Source organism: Streptomyces drozdowiczii (genome assembly GCF_026167665.1).
GTDB lineage: Bacteria > Actinomycetota > Actinomycetes > Streptomycetales > Streptomycetaceae > Streptomyces > Streptomyces drozdowiczii_A.
Genome location: NZ_CP098740.1, coordinates 3,666,981 through 3,690,408, shown reverse-complemented (window position 1 = coordinate 3,690,408; position 23,428 = coordinate 3,666,981). Strand labels below are relative to the sequence as shown.

Annotated in this window: 25 protein-coding genes, 1 tRNA gene and 2 pseudogenes; 15 read left to right on the top strand and 13 right to left on the bottom strand. The window is 69.2% G+C overall.

Annotation, left to right across the window (positions count from 1 at the left end; all coding sequences use genetic code 11):
• Position 1 precedes the first annotated feature (1 nt).
• The 3 genes from dnaJ to dnaK form a co-directional block, all read right to left on the bottom strand.
• Positions 2–1,189: a molecular chaperone DnaJ gene (gene dnaJ, locus NEH16_RS16790; RefSeq protein WP_073966490.1), complete on the bottom strand. Its 1,188-nt coding sequence runs from the start codon at positions 1,187–1,189 to the stop codon at positions 2–4.
• A gap of 132 nt (positions 1,190–1,321) precedes the next feature.
• Complete coding sequence (gene grpE / locus NEH16_RS16785) at positions 1,322–1,972, bottom strand: nucleotide exchange factor GrpE (protein WP_073966491.1); 651 nt, start codon at positions 1,970–1,972, stop codon at positions 1,322–1,324.
• Complete coding sequence (dnaK, locus tag NEH16_RS16780; RefSeq protein WP_265543311.1) at positions 1,969–3,828, bottom strand: molecular chaperone DnaK; 1,860 nt, start codon at positions 3,826–3,828, stop codon at positions 1,969–1,971. Before dnaK ends, grpE begins: the two co-directional genes overlap by 4 nt.
• 249 nt (positions 3,829–4,077) lie before the next feature.
• On the opposite strand from dnaK, the gene NEH16_RS16775 reads away from it, so the two are divergent.
• From NEH16_RS16775 to NEH16_RS16765, 3 genes are all read left to right on the top strand, one after another.
• Positions 4,078–4,695 (top strand): sugar transferase, encoded by a 618-nt coding sequence (locus NEH16_RS16775; RefSeq protein WP_265543310.1) that lies wholly within the window; start codon positions 4,078–4,080, stop codon positions 4,693–4,695.
• A 118-nt stretch (positions 4,696–4,813) separates the two neighbouring features.
• Positions 4,814–7,081, top strand: a complete 2,268-nt coding sequence (locus tag NEH16_RS16770; protein WP_265543308.1) for a (Fe-S)-binding protein — start codon at positions 4,814–4,816, stop codon at positions 7,079–7,081.
• 196 nt (positions 7,082–7,277) lie between these two features.
• Entirely contained in the window at positions 7,278–8,222 is a 945-nt protein-coding gene (locus tag NEH16_RS16765; RefSeq protein ID WP_265543305.1) for a Yip1 family protein, read from the top strand.
• Between the two features lie 69 nt (positions 8,223–8,291).
• On the opposite strand, the gene NEH16_RS16760 is transcribed toward NEH16_RS16765, so the two are convergent.
• Both NEH16_RS16760 and dcd read right to left on the bottom strand, forming a co-directional pair.
• Complete coding sequence (locus NEH16_RS16760; RefSeq protein ID WP_073966496.1) at positions 8,292–8,792, bottom strand: phosphoribosyltransferase; 501 nt, start codon at positions 8,790–8,792, stop codon at positions 8,292–8,294.
• 7 nt (positions 8,793–8,799) lie between these two features.
• Positions 8,800–9,375 carry a dCTP deaminase gene (gene dcd / locus NEH16_RS16755; RefSeq protein ID WP_018102070.1) on the bottom strand — a complete coding sequence of 192 codons (576 nt, stop codon included), beginning with the start codon at positions 9,373–9,375 and terminating at the stop codon, positions 8,800–8,802.
• Between the two features lie 454 nt (positions 9,376–9,829).
• On the opposite strand from dcd, the gene NEH16_RS16750 reads away from it, so the two are divergent.
• A tRNA-Gly gene (locus tag NEH16_RS16750) sits at positions 9,830–9,900 on the top strand.
• A gap of 58 nt (positions 9,901–9,958) precedes the next feature.
• On the opposite strand, the gene NEH16_RS16745 is transcribed toward NEH16_RS16750, so the two are convergent.
• Positions 9,959–10,285 carry a hypothetical protein gene (locus NEH16_RS16745; RefSeq protein WP_265543303.1) on the bottom strand — a complete coding sequence of 109 codons (327 nt, stop codon included), beginning with the start codon at positions 10,283–10,285 and terminating at the stop codon, positions 9,959–9,961.
• The gene (locus tag NEH16_RS16740) at positions 10,282–11,499 is read right to left on the bottom strand and encodes a Shedu anti-phage system protein SduA domain-containing protein (protein ID WP_265543301.1); all 1,218 of its coding nucleotides are present in this window, start codon (positions 11,497–11,499) and stop codon (positions 10,282–10,284) included. The genes NEH16_RS16745 and NEH16_RS16740 overlap by 4 nt, the downstream gene beginning before the upstream one ends.
• A 122-nt stretch (positions 11,500–11,621) precedes the next feature.
• Here NEH16_RS16740 and NEH16_RS16735 point away from each other — a divergent pair, with 122 nt between their 5' ends.
• Together NEH16_RS16735 and NEH16_RS16730 are read left to right on the top strand one after the other, a co-directional pair.
• Positions 11,622–11,870: a type II toxin-antitoxin system CcdA family antitoxin gene (locus NEH16_RS16735; protein WP_265543299.1), complete on the top strand. Its 249-nt coding sequence runs from the start codon at positions 11,622–11,624 to the stop codon at positions 11,868–11,870.
• On the top strand, positions 11,867–12,268 hold the full coding sequence (locus NEH16_RS16730) for a DNA-binding protein (protein WP_265543296.1): 402 nt from the start codon (positions 11,867–11,869) through the stop codon (positions 12,266–12,268). The genes NEH16_RS16735 and NEH16_RS16730 overlap by 4 nt, the downstream gene beginning before the upstream one ends.
• Before the next feature lie 327 nt (positions 12,269–12,595).
• Here NEH16_RS16730 and NEH16_RS16725 read toward each other — a convergent pair whose 3' ends face one another.
• From NEH16_RS16725 to NEH16_RS16715, 3 genes and pseudogenes are all read right to left on the bottom strand, one after another.
• The gene (locus NEH16_RS16725; RefSeq protein WP_265543294.1) at positions 12,596–13,378 is read right to left on the bottom strand and encodes a sulfite exporter TauE/SafE family protein; all 783 of its coding nucleotides are present in this window, start codon (positions 13,376–13,378) and stop codon (positions 12,596–12,598) included.
• A 79-nt stretch (positions 13,379–13,457) separates the two neighbouring features.
• Positions 13,458–14,185, bottom strand: a pseudogene (locus tag NEH16_RS16720) (cation transporter).
• A 2-nt stretch (positions 14,186–14,187) separates the two neighbouring features.
• On the bottom strand, positions 14,188–14,523 hold the full coding sequence (locus NEH16_RS16715; protein ID WP_265543290.1) for an ArsR/SmtB family transcription factor: 336 nt from the start codon (positions 14,521–14,523) through the stop codon (positions 14,188–14,190).
• Between the two features lie 61 nt (positions 14,524–14,584).
• Here NEH16_RS16715 and NEH16_RS33915 point away from each other — a divergent pair.
• The 3 genes and pseudogenes from NEH16_RS33915 to NEH16_RS16705 form a co-directional block, all read left to right on the top strand.
• Positions 14,585–14,748, top strand: a pseudogene (locus NEH16_RS33915) (YnfA family protein); the annotation flags it as partial.
• 66 nt (positions 14,749–14,814) lie between these two features.
• A complete protein-coding gene (locus tag NEH16_RS16710) occupies positions 14,815–15,477 on the top strand; it encodes a class I SAM-dependent methyltransferase (RefSeq protein ID WP_265547220.1) in 663 nt (220 codons plus the stop codon).
• A complete protein-coding gene (locus NEH16_RS16705; protein ID WP_265543288.1) occupies positions 15,474–15,767 on the top strand; it encodes a sulfurtransferase TusA family protein in 294 nt (97 codons plus the stop codon). Before NEH16_RS16710 ends, NEH16_RS16705 begins: the two co-directional genes overlap by 4 nt.
• A 126-nt stretch (positions 15,768–15,893) precedes the next feature.
• On the opposite strand, the gene NEH16_RS16700 is transcribed toward NEH16_RS16705, so the two are convergent.
• Positions 15,894–16,547: a hypothetical protein gene (locus NEH16_RS16700; RefSeq protein WP_265543286.1), complete on the bottom strand. Its 654-nt coding sequence runs from the start codon at positions 16,545–16,547 to the stop codon at positions 15,894–15,896.
• A gap of 194 nt (positions 16,548–16,741) precedes the next feature.
• On the opposite strand from NEH16_RS16700, the gene NEH16_RS16695 reads away from it, so the two are divergent.
• On the top strand, positions 16,742–17,131 hold the full coding sequence (locus NEH16_RS16695) for a VOC family protein (protein WP_265543284.1): 390 nt from the start codon (positions 16,742–16,744) through the stop codon (positions 17,129–17,131).
• Positions 17,132–17,207: 76 nt separating this feature from the next.
• On the opposite strand, the gene NEH16_RS16690 is transcribed toward NEH16_RS16695, so the two are convergent.
• Positions 17,208–17,420 carry a DUF6243 family protein gene (locus NEH16_RS16690; protein WP_265543282.1) on the bottom strand — a complete coding sequence of 71 codons (213 nt, stop codon included), beginning with the start codon at positions 17,418–17,420 and terminating at the stop codon, positions 17,208–17,210.
• A gap of 383 nt (positions 17,421–17,803) precedes the next feature.
• Complete coding sequence (locus NEH16_RS16685) at positions 17,804–18,163, bottom strand: hypothetical protein (RefSeq protein WP_265543280.1); 360 nt, start codon at positions 18,161–18,163, stop codon at positions 17,804–17,806.
• Between the two features lie 687 nt (positions 18,164–18,850).
• On the opposite strand from NEH16_RS16685, the gene NEH16_RS16680 reads away from it, so the two are divergent.
• From NEH16_RS16680 to NEH16_RS16660, 5 genes are all read left to right on the top strand, one after another.
• Positions 18,851–19,189 (top strand): MerR family transcriptional regulator, encoded by a 339-nt coding sequence (locus NEH16_RS16680; RefSeq protein ID WP_265543278.1) that lies wholly within the window; start codon positions 18,851–18,853, stop codon positions 19,187–19,189.
• Positions 19,190–19,685: 496 nt separating this feature from the next.
• On the top strand, positions 19,686–21,080 hold the full coding sequence (locus NEH16_RS16675) for a signaling protein (RefSeq protein WP_265543276.1): 1,395 nt from the start codon (positions 19,686–19,688) through the stop codon (positions 21,078–21,080).
• Positions 21,081–21,213: 133 nt separating this feature from the next.
• Positions 21,214–21,945, top strand: a complete 732-nt coding sequence (locus NEH16_RS16670; protein WP_265543274.1) for a GOLPH3/VPS74 family protein — start codon at positions 21,214–21,216, stop codon at positions 21,943–21,945.
• 32 nt (positions 21,946–21,977) lie between these two features.
• A complete protein-coding gene (locus NEH16_RS16665; protein ID WP_265543272.1) occupies positions 21,978–22,325 on the top strand; it encodes a hypothetical protein in 348 nt (115 codons plus the stop codon).
• Between the two features lie 75 nt (positions 22,326–22,400).
• The gene (locus tag NEH16_RS16660; RefSeq protein ID WP_265543271.1) at positions 22,401–23,180 is read left to right on the top strand and encodes a sporulation protein; all 780 of its coding nucleotides are present in this window, start codon (positions 22,401–22,403) and stop codon (positions 23,178–23,180) included.
• The last annotated feature ends 248 nt before the right edge of the window (positions 23,181–23,428 follow it).

Here is a 23,428-nt window from a genome sequence, read left to right as displayed (position 1 = left end):
CTCAAGCTCCCTTCGCCGCCTGGAACAGCTCCGCCCTCGGGTCATGCCCCGCGGTCGCCTTGCGGTATGCCTCCAGCGCGTCCCGGGCCTCGGTACCGAGGTCGGTCGGCACGGTCACCTCGACGGTGACCAGGAGGTCGCCCCGGGTGCCGTCCTTGCGGACCGCGCCCTTGCCGCGGGCCCGCATCGTACGCCCATTCGGCGTACCGGCCGGTAGCTTGAGCGTCACGGACGGTCCGCCGAGCGTCGGCACCTTCACCTCGCCGCCGAGCGCCGCCTCCGTGAAGGTGACGGGCACCGTGACGGTGAGGTTGTCGCCCTTGCGGCCGAAGACCGGGTGGGCGTCGACATGGACCACGACGTACAGATCGCCGGCCGGTCCGCCGCGCTCGCCGGGGGCGCCCTTGCCGCGCAGCCGGATGCGCTGCCCGTCCGAGACGCCCGCCGGGATGCGCACCTGCATGGTCTTCGAGGAGCGGGCCCGGCCGCTGCCCTTGCAGACGTCGCAGGGGTCCTGGGCGATGAGGCCGCGGCCCTTGCAGTCCACGCACGGGTCGGTCAGCGAGAAGCCGCCGCCGCTGCCGCGCGAGACCTGACCGGTGCCGACACAGGTCGGGCAGACCCTGGGGGTGCCGTTCTTGTCGCCGGTGCCGGAACACGCCTTGCAGGGGGCCTGGCTGGACATCCGGAGCGGGACCGTGGCCCCGTCGACCGCCTCGGTGAAGCTGAGCGTCACCTCGGACTCGATGTCCTGGCCGCGCCGCGGCTGCACCCTCGTACCGGCGCCGCCGCCGCGGTTGAAGAGGCCGCCGAACACGTCGCCGAGGCCGCCGCCGCCGAAACCGCCGGCGCCGCCGCCCTGGCCCCCGCCCGGGGCGCCTCCGAAGAGGTCCCCCAGGTCGAAGTTGAAGTTGCCCTGGGCGCCGCCCGGCCCGGCCCGGAAGCCGCCGTTGCCGAAGAGGGCGCGCGCCTCGTCGTACTCCTTGCGCCTCTTGGCGTCGCCGAGGACGTCATTCGCCTCGGAGATCTCCTTGAAGCGCTCCTCCGCCTTGTCGTCGCCCTTGTTGGCGTCCGGGTGGAACTCGCGGGCGAGCTTCCGGTACGCCTTCTTGATCTCGGCGTCGGTGGCGTCCTTGGGGACGCCGAGAACCTTGTAGTAGTCCTTCTCGACGAAGTCCTTCGTACTCATCGACGTCCCTCCTTCCGGACGACCGGCCGGGAGCCCCCCGTCCGGGCGGCGCCGGGCCCGCAGGCCCTGGCACCGGCCGGGCGGGAGGCCCTGGTGGCCAGGCGGTGTGTTGCCAGGTGATCGGACGGAATGTCAGACCTCCTCGCCGCCACCGCTCTCCTCGTCGTCTGCCTTCTCTTCCTTCGCGGCCGCGGGAGCCGCCCCCGGCTGGGGTTCGGCGACCGCGACCCGCGCGGGGCGGATGGTGCGCTCGCCGATCCGGTAACCGGGCTGCAGGATCGCCACGCAGGTCGTCTCCGTGACGTCCGGCGCGTAGCTGTGCATCAGGGCCTCGTGGACCGTCGGGTCGAAGGGCTCGCCCTCCTTGCCGAACTGCTGGAGGCCCAGCTTCGCGACGACCGTCTCCAGCGATTCGGCCACCGACTTGAACCCGCCCACGAGCTCGCCGTGCTCCCGGGCCCGGCCGACGTCGTCCAGGACGGGCAGCAGCTCGGACAGGAGGTTCGCGACGGCGATCTCCTTGACCGTGACCCGGTCCCGCTCCACACGGCGGCGGTAGTTCTGGTACTCGGCCTGAAGCCGCTGGAGGTCGCCGGTGCGCTCGTTGAGCGCGGTGCGGACCTGGTCCAGCTGCGCGGTCAGGGCCGTGGTCTCGTTCGCGTCCCCGGCCGGGGCCGCCGCCTCCTCCTCGGAGGGGGTGGCGGCCTTCGGCTCGGCGTCGTCAGAGGTGGCGCCGGAGGGGACGTCGGGCTTCTCCTCGAAGCCCGGAGTCTCCTCGGTCACGCCGCACCGCCCTTGGAGTCCTTCTCGTCGTCCACGATCTCGGCGTCGACGACATCGTCCTGGGCGTCGCCCTGGGCCTGCTCGGCACCGGGCTGCGCGTCACCCTGCGGGCCGCCCTCGGCCTGGGCGTTGGCGTACATCGCCTGGCCCAGCTTCTGGGAGACGGCCGCGACCTTCTCGGTGGCCGTGCGGATCTCGGCGGAGTCCTCGCCCTTGAGCTTCTCCTTCAGCTCGGTGACCGCGGTCTCCACCTCCGTCTTCACGTCGGCCGGGACCTTGTCCTCGTTGTCCTTGAGGAACTTCTCGGTCTGGTAGACGAGCTGCTCGCCCTGGTTGCGCGACTCGGCGGCCTCGCGGCGGGCGTGGTCCTCCTCCGCGTACTTCTCGGCCTCCTCACGCATCCGGTTGACCTCGTCCTTCGGCAGCGAGGAGCCGCCGGTGACGGTCATCTTCTGCTCCTTGCCGGTGCCGAGGTCCTTGGCCGTCACATGCATGATGCCGTTGGCGTCGATGTCGAAGGAGACCTCGATCTGCGGGACACCGCGCGGGGCCGGCGGCAGACCGGTCAGCTCGAACATCCCGAGCTTCTTGTTGTACGCCGCGATCTCGCGCTCGCCCTGGTAGACCTGGATCTGCACGGACGGCTGGTTGTCCTCGGCCGTCGTGAAGATCTCGGACCGCTTGGTCGGGATCGTGGTGTTGCGCTCGATGAGCTTGGTCATGATGCCGCCCTTGGTCTCGATACCGAGGGACAGCGGGGTGACGTCGAGGAGCAGGACGTCCTTGACCTCGCCCTTGAGGACACCGGCCTGGAGCGAGGCGCCGATGGCGACGACCTCGTCCGGGTTGACACCCTTGTTGGCCTCCTGGCCGCCGGTCAGCTCCTTGACGAGCTCGGCGACGGCCGGCATGCGGGTGGAGCCACCGACGAGAACGACGTGGTCGATCTCGGAGAGCTGGATGCCCGCGTCCTTGATGACGTTGTGGAACGGGGTCTTGCAGCGGTCCAGGAGGTCCGCGGTGAGCTGCTGGAACTGCGAGCGCGTGAGCTTCTCGTCCAGGTGCAGCGGGCCCTCGGCCGACGCCGTGATGTACGGCAGGTTGATCGTGGTCTCCGTCGAGGAGGACAGCTCGATCTTCGCCTTCTCCGCGGCCTCGCGGAGACGCTGGAGAGCCATCTTGTCCTTGGACAGGTCCACGCCGTGGCCGTTGGCGAACTGCTTCACCAGGTAGTCGACGACGCGCTGGTCCCAGTCGTCACCACCGAGGTGGTTGTCACCGTTGGTGGCCTTCACCTCGACGACGCCGTCGCCGATCTCCAGGAGCGACACGTCGAAGGTGCCGCCACCGAGGTCGAAGACGAGGATCGTCTGGTCGTCCTTGTCGAGCCCGTACGCCAGCGCGGCGGCGGTCGGCTCGTTGACGATGCGCAGGACGTTCAGGCCCGCGATCTCGCCGGCCTCCTTGGTCGCCTGACGCTCGGAGTCGTTGAAGTACGCCGGGACGGTGATCACCGCGTCGGTGACCTTCTCGCCCAGGTAGGACTCCGCGTCACGCTTCAGCTTCTGCAGGATGAAGGCGCTCATCTGCTGCGGGTTGAAGCTCTTGCCGTCCAGGTCGATCTTCCAGTCAGTGCCCATGTGGCGCTTGACGGAGCGGATGGTCCTGTCGACGTTGGTCACAGCCTGGCGCTTGGCGACCTCGCCGACCAGCACCTCGCCGTTCTTCGCGAAGGCGACGACGGACGGCGTGGTCCTGGCGCCCTCTGCGTTGGTGATGACGGTGGGCTCGCCGCCTTCGAGAACGCTGACGACGGAGTTAGTCGTGCCCAGGTCGATGCCGACCGCACGTGCCATTTCGATTCCTCCAACTGACTACTTGAGTGGATCTGACTCAAGGATGCACGACTCCCCTCCCGGAGTCAACAGACCTGAGTCGACTCGACTCAACTTACGTGCACCCGCCCCGCGCCACCGACGACACCAGGCGCCCCACGCGCCGCACAACCCTCCCCCATCATGGCCGCATGGGATCGTTCTGTCACAAAATGCCGCGAGCAGCACAAAAGTGGCATTCGGTCCGCCGATTGCAGGCAGGTGCGAACGATGCGTACGCAGAAGCAGTGGGGAAGAGGACCCCGGCCGCCCCTCTGGCGACCACCCCGGATCCCCCTCCCGAGCGCCGAACGCACCCTCGATCTGGCCCTCGGTTCGGTCCTGCTGCTCCTCGCCTCCCCTTTACTGGCCGCCGCCGCCCTCGCGCTGGCCGTACGGGGCCGCCGCGTGACGCGGCGCTCCACGCGCACCGGACTGCACGGCGCCCCCTTCGTCCTGCGCTCCCTGGACACCCGGTGGCTGAAGCTGGACGTGGTTTCGCGCCTACACCATGTGGTGCGCGGTGAGCTCTCGCTCGTCGGGCCCGCCCCGCTCGCCCCGGGCGACGCCCGGAACGGCACCGGGGGCGCCCGGCACTGGCGCCAGGAGCTGAAGCCCGGGCTGACCGGTCTCGCCCAGGTGCGGCACCGCTCGACGATGCCGTGGGACGAGGCGGACCTCCTGGACCAGCACTACGCCGAGCACCGAGGGCTGCGGCTGGACCTCGCGGTCCTCGCCGAGGCCGTACGCGTACCCCTGCGCGAGGCGGCCCACACCCTGCCGTGGCCCGGCAAGGCACGCCTGAGCGACACAGATCACCGCCTGCCCGGCTACAGCACAGCGGAATAAGTGGGTAGTGTCGGCACGGACTGATTAAGTTACTGCTTAGTAGTAGCGATACTCGTAGTCCCGGCGGTCACTGGAAGACGCTGGATCGATCCCACCTCGCAGGCCCGAGGAGCCCCCAATGCAACTCGCCGCGATCATCGTGTCGCTGGTGCTGACCGTGGTCGGCGTTGCGCTCATCGCCCGAGCCGTCGCGCAGATCTACCGGTTCGTCACGCTCGGACAGCCGGTCCCGGCCGGCAGCCGCACCGACTCCGTGAAACAGCGCACGATCACTTTGGCCAAGGAGTTCGTCGGCCACACCAGGATGAACCGATGGGGCATCATCGGCGTCGCCCACTGGTTCGTCGCCGTCGGCTTCCTGACCCTGGGCCTGACCATCGTCACGGCGTACGGTCAGCTGTTCAAGGCCGACTGGGTCCTGCCCGTCCTCGGCGGCTGGCTGCCGTACGAGGTGTACACGGAGTTCATCGCGCTCGCGACCACCGTGGGCATCCTCGTCCTCATCGCGATCCGCCAGCTGAACCTGCCCTCCCGGGCCGGCCGCAAGTCGCGTTTCGCGGGTTCGAAGATGGGCCAGGCGTACTTCGTCGAGGCCGTCATCCTCGTCATCGGTCTCGCGATCATGACGCTCCGCGGCCTCGAGGGCGCGCTGCACCACGTCGACGGTTACGAGGCCGCGTACTTCGCCTCGTACCCGCTGGTCGCGGCGTTCAAGGGGCTCAGCCTCGGCACCCTCCAGAACCTCGTCTACCTCACCGCCATGATCAAGCTCGGCGTCACCATGACCTGGGCGATCACCGTCGGCCTCAACACCAACATGGGTGTCGCCTGGCACCGCTTCCTGGCCTTCCCGAACATCTGGTTCAAGCGGAACGCCGACGGCGCGGTGGCGCTCGGCGCCCTCCAGCCGATGACGACCGGCGGCAAGGAGATCGACTGGGAGGACCCGGCCGAGGACGCCGTCTTCGGTGTCTCCCAGGTCGAGCAGTTCTCCTGGAAGGGCATCCTCGACTTCTCCACCTGCACCGAGTGCGGCCGCTGCCAGTCGCAGTGCCCCGCCTGGAACACCGGCAAGCCGCTCTCGCCGAAGCTCCTGATCATGTCGCTGCGCGACCACGCGCACGCCAAGGCCCCGTACCTGCTGGCCGGTGGCGGCAAGGACATGGAGGGCGAGGAGAAGGCGACCGAGGAGCAGCTGAAGGACGTCCCCGCGGCCGCCCTCGCGGAGGCCGAGCGCCCGCTGATCGGCACGGTCGAGGAGAACGGCGTCATCGACCCGGACGTCCTCTGGTCCTGCACCACCTGCGGTGCGTGCGTGGAGCAGTGCCCGGTCGACATCGAGCACATCGACCACATCGTCGACATGCGCCGCTACCAGGTGATGATCGAGTCGGCGTTCCCGTCCGAGGCGGGGACCATGCTCAAGAACCTGGAGAAGAAGGGCAACCCCTGGGGGCTCGCCAAGAAGCAGCGCGTCGAGTGGACCAAGGAGGTCGACTTCGAGGTCCCGATCGTCGGCAAGGACGTCGAGGACCTCACCGAGGTCGACTACCTCTACTGGGTCGGCTGCGCCGGCGCCCTGGAGGACCGCGCCAAGAAGACCACCAAGGCCTTCGCGGAGCTGCTGCACATCGCGGGCGTCAAGTTCGCGATCATGGGCGGCGACGAGAAGTGCACCGGTGACTCGGCCCGCCGTCTCGGCAACGAGCCGCTGTTCCAGCAGCTCGGCGCGGAGAACGTGGCGATGCTGAACATGGCCTTCGGCGAGGACGATGAGGACGACTCGACCAAGAAGGCCAAGGCCGCGAAGAAGATCGTCGCGACCTGCCCGCACTGCTTCAACACGATCGCGAACGAGTACCCGCAGCTCGGCGGCGAGTACGAGGTCATCCACCACACCCAGCTGCTCCAGCACCTCATCGACGAGGGCAAGCTGATCCCGGTGACCCCGGTCGAGGGCCTGATCACGTACCACGACCCCTGCTACCTGGGCCGTCACAACAAGATCTACACGCCCCCGCGCGAGATCATCGCGAAGGTGCCGGGCCTCCGGAACGAGGAGATGCACCGCCACAAGGAGCGCGGCTTCTGCTGCGGCGCCGGTGGTGCCCGGATGTGGATGGAGGAGCGGATCGGCAAGCGCATCAACAACGAGCGCGTGGACGAAGCCCTCTCCCTCAACCCGGACATCGTCTCGACGGCCTGCCCGTTCTGCCTGGTCATGCTGACCGACTCGGTCAACGGCAAGAAGAACGACGGCAAGGCGAAGGAGTCGGTCCAGGTCGTGGACGTCTCCCAGCTGCTGCTCGACTCCGTGAAGACCCCGGCCGATCCGGCGGGCGACCCGGAGACGGCGGACGAACCGGAGCCGGAACCGGCGAAGTAGCCGGACCGGCGTCACGGCGCGGTGAAGCGGTCGGACCTGCCTCGGGGGCAGGACCGGCCGCTTCCGCGTTTGCCCGCCGGGAGGGTGGGGAAAGCCCCCCGGGGTTCCCTTAGGGGATGTCACAGCTGGGCGTCAAAGGCCCGCACTTCCCCGGCCCCGGGCCCTCGTAACCGGCGGACCGGGTACGTTCGATGACGTGGCTGGATTCAGGATCGGACGCGGCCGGGACAACCGCACCCCGCAGCAAGGGCAACAGCAACCGCGGCAGCAGCCGTACGGCAATCAGGCACCGCCGCCGCCGTACGGGCAGCAGCAATGGCCGCCGTCGGGAGGACAGGGCGCCCCGCACCACGCCGCACCGGGCTACCACGGCGGGCACCAAGGGGGCGGCGGCCACCCGGGCGGCGGCTACACGGGCGCCGGCCCGGACGAGCCGGAGTACTTCACCGACCCGGCGCCGTACCCGTATCCCCAGAGCCCCAACCACGGCGACCCGTACGCGAACAACCCGGGGCACACGCAGGCGTTCCGCGTGGACGAGGAGCCGTACAGCGACGGCAGCGCCTACCGCGCCGGCCACGCGCCCGCGGCTCCCATGGGCCCGCGCCTGCACTGGAAGCAGCTGCTGAGCGGCATCGTGACGCGCCCCGGCCCGACGTTCTGGCAGATGCGCGACTACGCGGTCTGGGGCCCCGCCCTGATCGTGACGTTCCTCTACGGCCTGCTGGCGCTCTTCGGCTTCGACCAGGCGCGCGACGACGCGATCCACGCCCCGGTCTCCAGCGCCGTGCCCTACGTCGTCCTCACGGGCGTCTGCTTCGTGCTCGGCGGCCTGGTACTCGGCGCGGTCACCCACACGCTGGCCCGCCAGCTCGGCGGCGACGGCGCGTGGCAGCCGACGGTCGGCCTGTCCATGCTGATCATGTCGATCACGGACGTCCCGCGCCTGGTCTTCGCGATGTTCCTGGGCGGCGAGAACGCGCTGGTCGTCATCCTCGGCTGGGTCACCTGGCTGGCCGCGGCGGCGCTCCTCACCTCGATGGTGAGCAAGTCGCACGACCTGCCGTGGCCGAAGGCGCTGGGCGCGTCGGCGATCCAGCTGCTGGCGCTGGTGTCGATCCTGAAGCTGGGCACGATCTGACGGCCGCGCGGCGTACAGCGAAAAGGGCCCCGGGACGACCGGAGCCCTTTTCGCGCCGCACGCCTGTTGTCACGCGTCGAGAACCTGCCCACTGCGCCGCACGACGGGCTTCTCGACACTCCACGGGAAGTTGATCCAGCGGTCGGTCTTCTTCCACACGTACTCGCACTTCACGAGCGAGTGGGACTTCTCGTAGATGACCGCGGAGCGCACCTCGGCGACGTGGTCGATGCAGAAGTCGCGCACCAGCTTCAGCGTCTTGCCGGTGTCGGCGACGTCGTCGGCGATCAGGACCTTCTTGTCCGAGAAGTCGATCGCGTTGGGCACGGGTGCCAGCATGACCGGCATCTCCAGGGTGGTACCCACGCCGGTGTAGAACTCCACGTTCACCAGGTGGATGTTCTTGCAGTCCAGTGCGTACGCCAGCCCGCCCGCGACGAACACCCCGCCGCGCGCGATGCTCAGCACCACGTCCGGCTCGTACCCGTCGTCGGCCACGGCCTGCGCCAGCTCGCGTACGGCGTGGCCGAAGCCGTCGTACGTCAGATTCTCGCGTACATCGTCGGTCATCGGGCCCTCACACCTGCGTCCGGTGGAAATTCATGAAGGAGCGCGACGCGGTGGGACCGCGCTGCCCCTGATAGCGCGACCCGTACCGCTCGGAGCCGTAAGGGAACTCGGACGGAGAACTCAGCCGGAACATGCACAGCTGGCCGATCTTCATTCCCGGCCAGAGCTTTATCGGCAGCGTCGCGAGATTCGACAGCTCCAGGGTCACATGCCCGGAGAAGCCCGGGTCGATGAAGCCGGCCGTGGAATGCGTGACCAGCCCGAGCCGGCCGAGCGAGCTCTTCCCCTCCAGCCGCGACGCGAGATCGTCGGGCAGCGAGATGACCTCGTACGTCGACGCCAGCACGAACTCCCCGGGGTGCAGGATGAACGCGTCGTCCCCCTCCGGTTCGACGGTGCGGGTCAGGTCCACCTGCTCGACGGCGGGGTCGATGTGCGGGTAGCGGTGGTTCTCGAACACCCGGAAATAGCGGTCGAGCCGCACGTCGATGCTCGACGGCTGCACCATCGACGCGTCGAATGGATCAATGCGTACGCGTCCGGCGTCGATCTCGGCGCGGATGTCCTTGTCTGAGAGAAGCACCCACCGAGGATACGCAGAACGCGCGGACCCGCCCTCATCGGGCCGCCCGCGCGCCTGTCGTCCGTCACCCGCCGCCGCTACCGCTGCTCGAACACCACGGGCACGGCATGCCGCAACCGGGCGCACCGGGGACACCGGATGAGCCGCCCGGGCCCGATCCGCCCTGCCCCGAGCTGCTGCATCGGAAACGAGCTGGTAGCGAAAACGTGCCCTTCGGCACAGCGGACGACGGTGCGCTCCATGGAGTCCATCAAGTCCCTTCCCCATCAAGCCGTGGACGAGACCGCCACATTAGGGGATGAACAGGACGCCACTCCACGCGGCACTCCGACCACCCACGCTACGCCCCCAACTCCCGCCCCACGCACAGCGGATCCGGGACGTCTCCGCGAGCGGATCGCAATGGGGTACAGTGTCCGAGGATGCGCCGCTGGATACAGCGTCGGTCATTTTCGCGGGTGTAGTTTAATGGTAGAACATGAGCTTCCCAAGCTCAGAGCGCGAGTTCGATTCTCGTCACCCGCTCTTGAAACAAGCTCCCAGGTCAGAGACCTGGGAGCTTCGTTGTTACCCGAGCCGCGTGTCAGCTGTGCTTCTGGCGTAGGTGGCGGGAGGCAGCAAGGCACGAGGACAGCCACGTCGCCTCATGGCGATTTATGATCAAGTCGCCGACGGTGATCACTCCGTCCATCACGCTGCCGACCCGTACTGAGTGGTCGCCGACGCGGAACATCTGCCAGTCGGCGTCGCTGTGCCAGAACCGGGCGGTCTTCTCTCCCCGGCGCTGGGCGAAGACGAGTTCCTCTCCGTGCTCGTTGAGGAAGTAGCCGACGTAGTCCTTTCCTGTAATCGCACCCCCGCACAAGCGGGCCAACAGCCGCTCGATCGCAGGCTGGTTGTCTTCGGTCATGCCGTGGGCTCCTCGGCCTGGTCAGGATCCTGCTGCGCCGACGCGAGGGCCAGCATCCGGGCTGCTGACTCCAGCAGGGTCTCGTACGTGATCACTTCAATGCGTGCCGCGTGTGTGTTGTAGGTGCGGAGTGTCTCCGCGATCTCCTTGGGGGTAATGCCACCACTGACGAATCGCGGATGCCCGATCACAACCGTTGCCGAGGCCCTACGGGTATCGACTCCGTGGTCCGCGAGGATGGCCTCGCGGTTCTCATCCATGGTGCGGAGGTAGTTTTGGGCCTGCGACACCGCGTGGTGGGCCGGGGCGCCCAACATGAGGTGGCCACTGCGCCGGATCACCAGATCCTTGATGTTGGCACGCTTGAGTTCCACCACATGAAGGGATCCGTCACCCCGCAGAAGCGGGATATCCAGAATCGTGTCTGCGGTGTACTGCCGGCGTGCCAGCTCTGCCACGTAGGCACCGCCGAAAATCCACTCCTGATTCTTCAGACGGGCGTGGAGGGCACTCTCCGAGCTCGTCCCGTCCTCCACCACAGCACGCAGAGCGTCGAGACCCGCTCGCCGGGCCTTCAACTCCAGCAACTGAGCCAGCAACCCCGCGTCGGCATCCGCGAGGAAATCGCCCACCATCCGCGCCGCCTCGGCCGAGGCCGGTCGCGGCAGGTCCCTCAGGACAAGCTCCATGTGCCCGTACTGCTGGAGTCTCCTCCTTTCTCGAGTGGGAAGCCGGATCCCACCCTCCTCTGTACCGAGGCCCAAGTGGTCCACGGACAGGGCTATACCGTGAAAGAGGTCCCGCACATCGGCTACGGTCGCCTCCGGGTCGCTCTCGGAGAGAGCATCCAGAACGGCCACGGCTCGATCGGCGCCCATGGCCACCAGCCTCCGCATGCCCTCCTCGCTACTACGCCGAGCGTCCTCGTCGTAATAGTTCTCCAGAATTTCGAGGAACAGCTCACCACCGGCATAGGCGGCAAAGCGCTGGAACCGCTGCGCAAGAGCAAAGTCTCCGACTAGGAGCGATTCTTGGGCGACATCTTCCAAGGTGTCCACCAGGGGCCTGCCTTTGCCGTACCCGGTCCTGCCGAAGGCAGGGCCCATGACGCGCAGTACTGCATCGATGCGCTCCAGCACGCTCGGGTGCTTAGTGAGCTCCCGAGCCCCGCTGACCATCTCCCGGAGCGTGGAACTAGATCGGAATGTCGTCATGCGGTGACCTTAGAAGGAGGCACTGACAACGACCGGGTTCAGTAGATCGCGGCCGGCCGGACCGGCTCAAGCAGACAGCGGAGCGGTAGGCAGGTACGTGCATACTCCAGTATGCTTGGCTCATGTCCTCAACGACTCGCATCACCGTCACCCTCCCTAGCGACCAGGTGGCGGAGCTCCGCAAGCTCACGGACAACGTCTCCGGTTACGTGGCGGAAGCCGTGGCCCGTCAGATTCGGCACCAGCTCCTGGGCGGCGACCTCCGCCGCCACGAGGAAGATCACGGCCCCTTCAGCAACGAGGAGCTCGCTGAGGCCCGCGCAAAGATCTTCGACTCCGCTGGTTCCTCCCAGGACGCGGACGCCGCGTGAGCGAGCGCATCGAGACCGTCATCCTGGACTCGGAAGGGCTCTCCGCCTGGATCGCGCAGGATCGCAAGCTACTTGCGATGCTTCAGGTCTTCCATGACATGGGAGCCGACCTGGTTATCGGGGCCAACACCATCGTTGAAGTCAGCCACTCCCGCACCAATATGCCGCGCCTGAACTGGGCTCTGTCCCGCGTAAAGGTGGAGCCGGTCACCGAACAGGCGGCGAAGGCGGCGGCTGAGCTTCTCAAAGGTGCCGGACTTCACGGGCACAAGTACGCCATCGACGCCACGGTCGCCGAAGTCGCCCTGCGCCAGCCGAAACCCGTCGCTCTGCTGACCTCCGACAGCGACGACATGGCCAAGCTCTGCGGCAGCCAGGTTCGCATCATCCCTCTCTGACCAGTCGGGCCCACCCGGATCACGCGGCGCACTGTCGGCTCTCGTGCCCAGCGGAGCGGACAACAGCGGTCAGATACGGCTCCCAGAGAGCGGGAGCCGCCCACCTGGCCAATCCGAAACCGCAGGTCAGGGCCCCCTGCAACCACCTAGGAACCGTTGATTCCCAAGCCCAGAGCGCGAGTTCGATGCTCGTCACCCGCTCTTTGATGAAGGCCCTGGTCAGTGACCGGGGCCTTCTTTGTTGTCTGGGCCTTTCGGAATGCGTGTGTTATGCGCGTCCTGATGGGGCGCCAGAAGCGGCTCTCGTAGACCGTACCGCCGCATCCCTCAGGCCACTGCCTGGGCGGCGTAGAGCGTGCCGAGGGTGGCGGCTAGGGTGCCGAGCAGGAGGCGGAGCAGGGTTTCGGGCAGGCGGGGTTGAAGCCGGGCGCCGAGATAGCCGCCGATCAGGCCGCCGAGGCCGCAGGCCAGGCCCAGCCACCAGTGGGGTGCCACGGGGCCCGGGCTTGCCAGGGCCAGCACGGCGTACGCGGCGGCCCCGGCGATGGACGTGGTGAAGGTCGTGGCGAGCGTGGCCGGTGCGATACGGGTCATCGGCATGCCGCGCGCGGCGAGGACGGGGCCGAGCAGGGAACCGCCGCCGATCCCGTAGATCCCGCCCACCGTTCCGACCATCAGGGCGAGGGCCGCGAGGGCGGGGGCCGACGGTTCGGCCGCGTCGGGACGCTGCCGAACCGGGTGCAGTGTGCGCAGGCACAGCCATGTGCCCAGTGGCAGAAGGAGAGCGGCGACCAGCAGCCGGAAGACGCCCGGGCCGGGGAGGGCGAAGACGCGGACGGCGGCGCCGGCGACGACACCGGGCAGCGTCCACAGGACGAGGCGCCGGGCCAGGCCGTCGCGGAGGGCGCCGTCGCGGCGGTAGCGCCAGAGTGCGCCGGGCCCGGCCACTACGTTGAAGAGCAGGTTCGTCGGCGTGACGGCGGGGCTGGGCACTCCGAGAAGGCTGAGCTGGACCGGGAGGAGGAAGACCGCGCCGGACACACCGACCGGTGCGGTCACCACCGAGATCAGCAGACCGGCCGCGAGCCCTGCCCAGATCGTCCAGTCCACCGCCGCCCCCGTCCGCCCTCGATGGCCCGGTCAGTATCGATGGACCGGGCCACATGGGCGGGGGCGGGCAACGAGATGTTCACGAACAGCAGGTGCATCCCGGCTTGCAGCCGCACGCGTCCGCCTCGGCCGCCACCGCGGGGTCCGGGGTGTGCCCGTGGGCGGTGGGCGCGCAGCAGCCCTTGCCCTGCCAGGCGTCGCGGCCTTCCTTGACGGCGATGGCGGCGATGGCGAGGGCGGCGATGGGGTCGGCCCAGGACCAGCCGAGGGTGGCGTTGAGGACCAGGCCGACCAGGAGGACGCCTGAAAGGTAGGTGCACAGGAGGGTCTGCTTGGAATCGGCGACGGCGGAGGCGGAGCCGAGTTCGCGGCCGGCGCGGCGCTGGGCGGCGGAGAGGAACGGCATGATCGCGAGGGAGAGGGCCGCGATCACGATGCCGAGGATGGAGCGTTCGGCTTCGCCGGTGCCGGTCAGGGCGCGGACGGCGTCGACGGCTACGTACGCGGCGAGCGCGAAGAAGGAGACGGCGATGATGCGCAGGGTGCGCTGCTCCCGCGCTTCGCGGACGGCGTGGTCGCGGGCGGAGAACTCCAGGCGACCGCAGCGGCGGAGGAGACCTCGATGATCGAGTCGAGGCCGAAGCCGATCAGGGCGGTGGAGGAGGCGAGGCTGCCGGCCGTGAGGGCGACGACCGCCTCGATGACGTTGTAGGTGATCGTCGCCGCGACCAGCAGCCGTATCCGGCGGGTGAGCGCGTCGCGGCGGGCCGGGGAGGGACCGAGGGATATCGATATCTCGGCGGTCATGATCAGCAGCAACTCTTCTCGTCGGCATCCGGGCAGGTGCGGTCGGTCTCGACGGCCACGACGGCGGTGCGCAGGTCGTCCAGGGCGTGGCCGAGCCGTTCGTCGGCGAGCTCGTAGCGGGTGCGGCGGCCGTCGGGGATGGCGACGACCAGGCCGCAGTCGCGCAGGCACGCGAGGTGGTTCGACAGCCGGGTACGGGAGACGCCGATCGCATCGGCGAGGTCGGCCGGGTAGGCCGGAGACTCCCGGAGGGCGAGCAGGATGCGGCAGCGGATCGGATCGGCGAGGGCGCGGCCGAACCTGGCCAGCACTTCGATGTCGGAGGCAACAGTCAGCACACGCCGACAGTACAGGTGATCCTGAATTCACGGAAGCATGGATCGTGCCGGTCGGCCGACCGACAACTCCGGGCGCATCCTCGCCGCGCACGGCGGGGATCTTGGTCGCCGGGTCGATCGCGCCTGGGCAGGGGCGCCGACGGTTGTCGCCCCGGCCGCTACGACGTCATCGGCGCCCTGGTCCGTCTCGTCGGCATGGCCGTGATCACGTACGCCCCGCGCGGGCCGCTGAGCAGCCACGACAACGGCACATCTACGCTGCCCCGGGGCACGAACAGGAGGTCGAGGACCGTGGCGGACGAGCAGGAACTGGCCGAGATCCAGCAGCGGCACTGGCAGGACACCTACACAGCCCATCCGGGCATGTACGGAGAGCGGCCCTCCGTCCCGGCCGCGTGGGCGGCCGACGTGTTCCGTGCGGCCGGTGCCCGTGACGTGCTGGAACTCGGCGCCGGGCACGGCCGGGACGCCCTGCACTTCGCCCGCGAGGGGTTCACCGTCCGGGCCACCGACTTCTCCACCGTCGGCCTTGAACAGTTGCGAGCGTCCGCCCGCGCCCAGGACGTCGACGGCCGGGTCGGCACGGCGGTGCACGACGTACGTGACCCTCTGCCCCTGGCCGACGCCTCCGTGGACGGGGTCTTCGCCCACATGCTGCTGTGCATGGCTCTCTCCACGGAGGAGATCCACGCGGCGGTCCGCGAGGTCCGCCGCGTCCTGCGGCCCGGCGGCGTGTTCGTCTACACCGTCCGGCACACCGGCGACGCGCACTACGGCGCCGGCACCGCCCACGGTGACGACATCTACGAACACGGAGGCTTCGCCGTCCACTTCTTCGACCGCGCCCTGGTCGACGACCTCGCCGCAGGATGGGCCCTGGACGATGTCCACGCCTTCGAGGAGGGCGACCTGCCGCGTCGGCTCTGGCGCGTCACCCAGAGCGTGCCCCGATGAGCACCGCGCCCGTGCCCGCCCTCACCGTCGACGGCACGGGCATGCTCTGCGTCACCCTCCTGCTGAAGCTGCGCAAGGAGATCGACGGCGCGGAACCGGGCACCGTCGTCCACGTCATCGCCACCGACCCGGCCGCTCCGCTGGACCTGCCCGCCTGGTGCCACATGACCGGCCACCACTACCTCGGTGCGGTCCCCGACCCCTCCGGGCGGTCGGTCTACGCGCTGCGGCTCGCCGCCGACGCCCGCCGCACCAGGCCGGACGCCCCGTGGCACACCGTCGACCGCTGAGACATTCCGCATCGGCCCCCGCTGATGCGCCGACCACCCCGAGCAGAGCGGACGACGGCGGTCGGATACGGCTCCCGGACGAGGCTCAAGGCCCTGTTCGGTGACCGGGGCCCTTCTTTGTGCGGCTCAGCTCGTCGGCCAATGGGGGTTCGGCAGGCCGTCGGGGCCCATGTGGGCGCGCTGCCAGAGCCTTGTCCAGGTGATCGGTGTCTCCGGGACGACGCGGTGCTGCTGCCCGCACGGGCACGGTGAGAGTGTCCACGCGCAGCCGTGGCACCGTTCCACCCAGCCGTGACCCGTCGAGTTCGAGACCGGGGGTCTCTCGTCACCGCAGGCGGGGCAGCCCGGGAGGTCGGCGCCGTCCAGGATCGCGTTCTGGCGCCGGACGTACTCGGGCAGCCGCAGTGGCGGATGGCGGAGCGGGTCCTCGTACCAGGCGCGGTTCGGGGCCTCCCTGTGGTGCCGCAGCCACCACGGTCGCGGGTCCGCCGCTGCTCGCCTCCCCGCCCGCTTCTCCGCCCGGCGTTGCGTGGCGTACTCCTCGGCTCGTGCGAGCCACAGCACCCGCGCCTCGTGCAGTTCCTCCACCGCTCGTACCAGCGCGTCCGGGTCCGCCTCCAGCCGTCGGGGGATCGCGGCGCTGAGCGTGAGGTGGTGGTACGTGGCCCGTACACCGTAGGGAGCGAAGAGCGTGAGGCAGGTCCGTAGCGCGCTGTGCCGGCGGTGGAGGGGGAGGCGGGCGTCGTGCGTGTGTGCTCGGTGGGTCAGGAAGCTGGTCATGGCGTGGGCGCCAGGCGCGGGGCCCGTGTCGGGGCGGCGGTGACGGCGGTGGCGTGTTGCGGCGTCCAGGTGCGGTTCACAGTAACTTCCTCGATCCATTGGGTAGTTACGGATATGGTCTACGGCAGCATCGCGTGTCGGTCACCGGCTGGGTGAGGCATGGAGGTGTCGGGACATGCCTTTGGAGGCATTCCTTGTCAGTCGAGTTGAATCACACGATCGTCCACGCCCGGAACAACCGGGAATCCGCAGAGTTCTTCGCGAATCTGCTCAGCCTCGAGATCACCGCCGAGTGGGGCCCGTTCATCGCGGTCGGTCTCGCCAACGGCGTCACGCTGGATTTCGCCACCGTTCCGGTGGACAGCATCACGCCGCAGCACTACGCCTTCTTGGTCTCCGAGGAGGAGTTCGACGCGGCGTACGCGCAGATCGGACAGCGCGGCATCGAGCACTACGCCGACCCGCAGCGAAAGCAGCCGGGCGCGATCAATCACAACGACGGTGGTCGCGGCGTGTACTTCATGGACCCTTCGGGCCACGCCATGGAGCTCATCACCGTGCCGTACGGCGGCTGGGCCTCGTAACCGCACGCGCCGAGGACCGCACTCCGTGCGGAGCGCGGTCCTCGGGCGGTGCCTGTGACCCGGCCCGCGCGGTGCTTCAGCCCCGGGCTTCGTCGTCCGTCTGCCCCGTGCTCCCGGCCGCGCGAGTCTTCTCGCGCATCTTGCGTACCAGCTCCGCCTTGCGGTCGGCGGCACCCTGACGGTCGAGGTTGCGGTGCGGGCCGTTGTTCTGCCGTTCGGCCCGGGACAGCTTCTTGCGCTGGCCGCCGCCCTGGCCCACGGGGTTGTTGATGTTCTTGCTGTCGGTCACGGGTTCTCCCGGTGTGAAGGGATCCAAGGATCCACGGTGGGGACGGGGGCTGTGACGCAGGACGTCGGCGGGGCCCGTCACGCTCTCAGCCGTGAGTCGGCGCCTGGAAGAACGTGCCGAGGACGTTACCCGGTCCTGTCGGCCCCGCACGCCACGCCTTCGGCGGACGCCGGCGTCGGCTGGTCCGGGATGTCGGTGCCGCCGACCGGGACTGCCCGGGAACGGACCCGGCTACTCGGACCGGATCCGGCTGCGCGACATCCTCGGCGCGGTGGCCGTCCGATACCGGGCGCCCGGCGGGAAGCGCGGGCCGCGGCCTGAGCAGGCGGGAGGGCCCGACCGGCACACGCCGGTCGGGCCCTCCCGCGTACCCGGTGGGACCGTCAGTGCTCGGAGTACGTGAAGTCGCCCATGGTCCAGGCGCTGACGTCCGCGATCGCGACGCGGTACATCCCGCCCGTCTCCGGGATCCCCACCGTACCCTGGAGGATCCGCGCCATGTGGAAGTGCAGATACTCCGGCGGGCTCTCCTTGCGGGCCGTGGCGGTGAACACGGCGGAGAACTCGCCCAGCCGGGCCGAGTCCGTCAGGACCTCCGACACCCGCTGCCGCCACACGGCTTCGGGCGCCAGGCGGCCGGTGATGACGGCACCACCGGTGACCACGGTGAGGGACATCTGGTTGCTGTGCCCGGACTCCACTAGCGTGGCGACGTCTACGAGCAGCTCGTCAGGCTTCGACATGAGAGCCGATCTTATTCACGGGTCGGCCCGGCGTCCCCCGGCCGTCGGACAAGCCGGTCGGCCACGGGGCAGCCGACTCCTCCGGCGCGGTCGATTACCTCCTTGGAGTGAATCCGAAAATCTGTCGTGGCCACGGTAGACATTGCGCGCTGGCGTGGCTAGGGTTCCTTCCGTAACCCAGAGAGACAGTGATACCCGGCAGAGACGGACTGCCGGTGGTGGACGTAGTCGCAGGACGGTGCGGCGGTGGAGTTCCGAAGCCAGGGTTGTTGCGTGACGGCGACGGGACTGACAGCCGGACCGGGTGGCCCGCGGAGAGGGGCCGCCGAGCGGGACCGTCGACACGACAGTCGCGGTGCCCGTGCAAGCAGTAGGCAGTACCCGCTGGTAAGAGATTGATCACCGTAAGAAAGAACGGAGGAGCCCGCGCCATCAGGATCGCCCGGGGACGGAGCCTTCGGCCCTCCCGGGTACCGCAGGACATCGATAGTGAGGTGGTCTCCGGTCAAGCAACCGCGATCTCCGCACTTCCGACAGCAGCCGGGTCGGAGCCGCGGATACAGAAGGCCGGTGCCGTGTCCGGACCGGCAGGTGGTGTAGTAGTTCCTTCGGGGCCTTGGTGCCGTCTGGCGCCAGGGCCCCTCAACGCGTTCCAGCGGATCCACGCGTTCCACAAGAGAGGTGCAAGTGACAGCAGACGACTCGTACGGCCGTCTTGACGACGACGACTACCCCGCCTACACGATGGGCCGGGCCGCCGAGATGCTCGGCACGAGCCAAGGCTTCCTCCGCGCCATCGGCGAAGCCCGTCTGATCACCCCGCTGCGTTCGGATGGCGGCCACCGCCGCTACTCCCGCTACCAACTGCGCGTCGCCGCCCGCGCCCGCGAACTGGTCGACCAGGGCACGCCCATCGAGGCCGCCTGCCGCATCGTCGTACTGGAAGACCAGCTGGAAGAGGCGCAGCGCATCAACGCCGAGTACCGCCGCGCGGCGGAGTCGGCGGACCCGCCGCGCGAGGCCTGAGGCGGCGCGGCGGTCACGCCGCCGCCCCCCATCTGGTTTCCGAGACCGGATCCGGTCGGACGGATCGGACTCGGTGAAGAACAGCGCCCAGATCAGGGCGCGGTCGGCGGTCAGCCGCGCGAGGAAGCCCTCCGATCCGTACGGGCCCTCGCCGCCCTACAGTAACCAACCCCCGCTCCCCCAGGTCCGGGACGGCCAGACCGTCGACTGCGGAGACCCACGACGGACCGTCCTTCGTAGGAGCGTCCGTCGGTGTAGCGGAGTGCGTCCCGGACAGGGAGGGTCCCCTGTTCCCACCATCACTCGATCGCAGTCATCCGCGTCTTGTGCATTTCGTAGTAGGTCCTGCTGCCTCTGTGGGGTTTTCCGGGTCGGTGCAAGAATTGGGCACCATTTGAATGACGATCTTGGAAGGAGGCGCGTCCATGCTCAAATGCCTCACGGGACACGCCACATCCGTCAGACCCTCGCGGTCACGCAGAGCGGCCGGCCGTTCATGTCTCTGACTCGGCGGACCGTCCTGACCGCTGCGACCGCGGCCGTCGCCGCCCCGCTGTTCACGCGTCACGGCTCCGCGCAAGCACCCGAGCCGATCGCGCTCGCTGCCGACCCTGTCGCCGCTCAGCCGGCAGCAGCCGTGCACGCGCAGAACAGGTTCGACCTCACGGCCGAGCCCGTCGATCTGTTCGGCGGCGAACTGCGGCTGGCTCAGGGCAAGGTGCATCAGCAGGTCGCCTTCGATGCGGTGACCGGTCTGGCGTACGTGACGCAACTCATCAGCGACGGGCGCCAACTCGCCGATGAGCCCGCTGTCGTGCCCGGCGTCGAGCGCGACCACCGGGGTGATCTCTGCGTCAACGAGGTCACCCCCGACGGAACCGTCCGTGCCGTCATGTATCTGCGGGGCGTCGGCCACGGCGGTGGGCTCGGCGTCGAACACGTCGATGACCGGGTCTGGCTCTGGCTGGAGACCGACGCGGATCCTGTCACCAGCGGCTTCGCGTACGGCAAGCGCATCGGCCGTGTCGCCTTCACCCCCGGCGCCATCGTGGATGCCGGGAGTCCCGACATCGAGGTGTTCGATCCGACCCCGGGGGCCTCGCACGTCACTCCCTCCCTGGACCTCGAACACGGCCGCATCGGCGTACGTCAGAGGGTGCCCGATACCGAGGAATACCTCGTCTACGACCTCGAAGCGTTCAAACGGCGCAGCTTCACACCGCTGTTCCGCTTCCCGGCCGTCTACCGCACCCAGGCATGGTGCCTGTACGGGGATCTCCTCTACCAGAACGAGGGCAACCCCTACAGCGCCGCCAATCCGCTCCCCGGCAATTCCTGGTGGAACGTCTACGACATCACCACCGGGCACACGATCGAGCGACGCTTCAACACCACCGCGCTCGGCCTCTCCCACCGCGAGACCGAAGCCATCACCGTTCGCCGGACGCCTGACGGGCCGCAGCTCGTCTTCGGCTTCGCCACCCGAGAACCAGGACCGCGTCAGATGACTCTCTTCGGCATCACCGCCACCACCGACGGCACCGGCGACCACGTCCCGTGGACCGACCTGAATTACGAGTCCGAGATCTACACCCCGCCCAGGAGCACCTACGTCCCTCAGTACCGCCAGGTCGGCAATCGCGTCGACCTCCACCTTCGGCTGTCCCGCATCGACGGCGTCCCGTGGACCAGTGGCGAGAAGGTCCTCACTCTCCCGCCGCACATCCGTCCCAACCGCACCCAGGGCTTGGTCGGCCAAGTCACAGGTGCCGGGGTGTCCGGTTCCCTCACTGTTCGCTGGGAGGTCCTCAGCGACGGTTCGTTGCTGCTCTTCGACGAGCGCCAGATCACCGGCTGGGTCGGTCTCGACGGCGGCTACTTCACCAGCTGAGGGGCCTTCGGACAGGGGTCGCACCACGCGCTGCCGCACGGCGCTGGTGCGCCCGGCCGCTCACCGTGACTCGCGCGTGCGTGCGAGCATGAGGTGTTGGTCGTTGGGTGCTGGGGGTCATGTCGTCGTGTTCGTGTCGCACTTCACGCTGCCCGAGGAGTTGGTGTTGCTCGCGCACGACCCCGTCGAGGGGCGGGTCGTGTGCCGGCCGTATTCTCTGCGGCTCGGGATCGCGGGGGCCGTGGCCGCCGAGCTGGTGCTGGCCGGGCGGGTCGTCGTACAGGACGGGAAGATCAGCGCGACCGGTGCGCCGGCGCTCGGGGACTCGTTTCTGGACGCGGCCCTGGCCGGGGTCGCCGGCCGTCGTAAGGGGCACAAGCTCCAGCGGTGGGTGCGCGAGGCCGCGGGCGTGAAGACCACTGCGGGCAGGACGGACGAGGTGTGGCGCCACCGGCTCGTCGCGCGCGGGGCCCTGCGCGAGGAACGCACCCGGGCCCTGGGGGTCATCGCGCAGCGCCGCCACCTCGTGGGTCCGGACGACCGGACGTCCCCCGCGCGCGAACGGGTGTCCGCCGTGGGGCACGGGACGACCGACGACGAGCGGGCCCGGCTGCTGGCGGCGCTCGTCGGGGCGACGCGGCTGGCCGGAAACGTACTGCCGGGGGACGAACTCTCCGAGCCGCGCAGTGAGGTGACGGCTTCCGCAGGACGGGACCCCATAGCCCGGACCGTACGGGATCTGGTCCGCGAGCGGCAGGCCGCACCGGGGCGCACACGCGGGGCCGAGCCGCTGCCCGAGTCCTCGGGCTGGAACCCGCTGAGCTGGATCTTCGACGGGGACGGCGGCGACGGCGGCGGGGACTGAGGGCGCGCGGTCCGCGTCGTAGCCTCGCGTCCATGCACAGCAGCCTGACGGCACACGCGCGGTGCCTTTACGGGGACGAGTTCCGGCCCACGCCCGAGTGCGGGCTGGAGCACGACCAGCACTACTTCATCGAGGAGCTGACGTTCGCCGACGCGGGCGCCATCCTCGCCATGCTGCGTGAACTGGCCCCGAACATCGTGGATGGCCATCTGCCCGTGTGGGTACGCAACCTGGCTTACCGGCTCGTGCTGTTGCAGCGGCCGGACGAACCGGTGCTGCTGCGGGAGGCGGCTCGGAGCCTGTGGCTGCACGGTCCGGACTGGGACGGCGTGGCCGCCGGGCTGGTGGAGCGGGCCGATGCGTTGGAGGCGCCGCGGTGACGGCGGCTCATGACCCGTACAGACCAGCCTCATTCGTATCTAGTCATGATCACACCGGGCGTTTAGCCTACGGACATGGTGTTCAAGCGCCTGCGGCGCATAGGCGGGGGCGGCTCTGTGCCGCTGGAGGTCGACACGCAGGTGGCGGCCGGATTCGTACAGCCCGGTGGGCTGCTGGAGGGTGAAGTCCTCCTGCGCGCCCTCGATCGCGAGGTCGAGGTGGGCGGCATCGAGCTGAAGATGTTCGCCGAGGTGACGCCCTCCTACGAGGGAGGCGAGACCCAGGAGACGATCTGCTGGCCCGACGCCTCCGCCTACTTCACGCTGGCCAAGGGCGAGGAGCGCCGGGTGCCCTTCCAGCACCGGCTGCCCTGGGACGTCCCGGTGACCGAGGTGTCCGGACAGGCCGTCGGTGCCGTTCTCGGGCTCGGCACGAAGGTGCGGATCGGGGAGGACGAGGCGGTCGGCGACCACGACCTCGTCCATGTCGCCGCGCTCCCCCTGCACGAGGCGGTCTTCGACGCGTTCGCCGCCGAGGGGTACCTGTGCGACGCCTGCGAGGTCACGGACGACCGCATCCCCACGGTGGAGTACGGGCTGTACCTGACGCAGACCTTCCAGCTCGCCGACCGCGTCGGCACCGGGGACCGGCCGTCCCGGCTGGAACTGAGCTTCGTCACCAACCGGGTCGGCTGCGAGATCTATCTGCGCCGGGCCGCACCCGCCCAGGACGACTGGGAGGACAAGCCGCCGGCCGGCAGCTGGGTCGCGGCCCACCATGACATCGGGCGGGTGGACTTCGCGGCCGAGGCCCGGACATGGATCGACCTGGTCACGAAGATGCCGGCTGCCTGACGGGACGCATACGGACAACGCTCTACGGACAGCTCTCCTCGGACTTCCCCGCGTTGACCTCGACCGGCTGCCCGTTCGGCTTCGCGCCCACCTCCGGCACCTGGGCGCGGACCTTCCCGTTCCGGTCGAGCAGCTGCATCCGGTTCCGGCCCGCGCTGTCGTGCGAGGTCAGGACGCTGAAGTCCTTGGCCTGGGGGCCGGGCCGGGACCCAGGGTTGCTGGGTCGGAGCCGTGAAGACGGGGCCGGC